Genomic DNA, 1957 nt, shown 5'->3' on the forward strand with positions numbered 1-1957 from the left:
ACACCCAGTGCGTTAAGGGCGGTAGCGACGATGTGGGGTGCGGAGAGCCCGGCCTCGTCATACTGCGCGTCCTGCGTGTTGTGGTCGATAAAGCGGTCGGGCAGGGTCATGGGGCGGAAGCGCACCCGGTCAAGCAGCCCGGTGCGGGCCAGATGGTGGCAGACCTGTGTGCCAAACCCACCTTCGGACCCTTCCTCGATGGTGATCAGCACCGCATGGTTGCGGGCAAGATTTTCCACTAAAGCCGTATCAATCGGTTTGGCAAAGCGGGCATCGGCCACGGTCGGGGGCAGGCCCTGTGCCGCCAGCATGTCGGCTGCCTGCAGGCAGGCCCCAAGCCTTGGCCCGAGCGAGAGAATGGCAATGCCACCCGTCTGCGCACCGGACTGGCGCCCCATCTCGCGGATAATGCGGCCCTTGCCAATTTCCAGCACCTGCCCTTCGGCAGGCAGGTCCAGCCCAAGCCCGTTGCCGCGTGGGTAACGCAGGGCAATCGGGCCTTCATCAAACTCAGCGGCTGTGGCTGTCATGTGCAGCAGTTCCAGCTCGTCCGAAGGGGCCATGATGGTCATGCCCGGCAGGCAGCCCAGATAGGCGATGTCGAACGACCCGGCATGTGTTGCCCCATCGGCCCCGACCAGCCCCGCGCGGTCAATGGCAAAGCGGACCGGCAGGTTCTGGAGCACCACATCGTGCATGACCTGGTCATACGCACGCTGGAGGAAGGTGGAGTAAATGGCGCAGAACGGGCGCAGGCCCTCGGTGGCCATGCCTGCGGCAAAGGTAACCGCATGCTGCTCGGCAATGCCTACGTCAAAAAAGCGGTCGGGGTAGTTCTTGGCAAACGCATCCAGCCCGGTGCCGGACGGCATGGCGGCGGTGACCGCGGTCAGGCGCTTGTCGGTCTGGGCACGGCGGACAAGTTCACGCGCAAAAACCGAGGTGTAGCTGGGCGGGCCTGCGGGGCCTTTCTTCTGCTCACCGGTAATGACGTTGAACTTGGCTACGGCGTGGTATTTGTCGCCCGCGTTTTCTGCCGGGCGGTAGCCGTGGCCTTTTTCCGTAATCACATGCAGCAGGATGGGGCCTTTATCCGTATCGCGCAGGTTGCGCAGGATATTGACCAGCTGCGGCAGGTCGTGCCCGTCTACCGGGCCAACGTAGTAAAAGCCCAGCTCCTCGAACAGTGTGCCGCCGGTAATCATGCCGCGTGCGTATTCGTCCGCCTTGCGGGCGGTGCGTTCCACCGGAGCGGGCAGCTTCTTGACGAATTTGCCCGCCAGTTCGCGCAGTTCCATGAACTTGCGCGACGACATGAGGCGCGAGAGGTAGTTGGACATGGCCCCGACCGGCGGAGCAATGGACATCTCGTTATCGTTGAGGATCACGATCAGGCGTTCAGCGCCCGGCCCGGCTACTGCGGCGTTGTTCATGGCCTCATACGCCATGCCGGCAGAGATGGAGCCATCGCCGATTACCGCAATCACATTGCGTTCACGGTAGGAGGGGTCATCCTCGGCGCGCAGGTGGTGCGCCACCGCCATGCCAAGTCCTGCGGAAATGGAGGTGGAGGAATGGGCCGCGCCAAACGGGTCGTATTCGCTCTCGGAACGGCGGGTAAAGCCCGACAGCCCACCCGGCTGGCGCAGGGTGCGGATGCGCTCGCGCCGTCCGGTCAGAATCTTGTGCGGGTAGGCCTGATGGCCCACATCCCAGATCACCCGGTCATCGGGCGTGTCGAACACCGCGTGCAGGGCTACGGTCAGCTCCACAACACCAAGCGAGGCCCCAAGGTGCCCCCCGGTGGTGGAGACCGCGTCCACAGTTTCGGCCCGCAGTTCGTCCGCAAGCTGCTTGAGCTGCTCAACAGACAGGTTGCGCAGGTCCGCAGGAACCCGAACACGATCCAGCGCAGGAAAACGGCCAAAAGTGGGAATCGGTGACGCGGCGTTCTGGT

At 63.9% G+C, this 1957-nt stretch carries 1 protein-coding gene; it reads right to left on the reverse strand.

Features of this window, described 5'->3' with window-relative positions:
* On the reverse strand, positions 1 to 1957 hold a 1957-nt coding region (dxs, locus tag HK20_RS04090), incomplete at both ends, for a 1-deoxy-D-xylulose-5-phosphate synthase (RefSeq protein WP_242005897.1).

Source organism: Acetobacter sp. DsW_54, from assembly GCF_002153575.1.
Lineage (GTDB): Bacteria > Pseudomonadota > Alphaproteobacteria > Acetobacterales > Acetobacteraceae > Acetobacter > Acetobacter fabarum.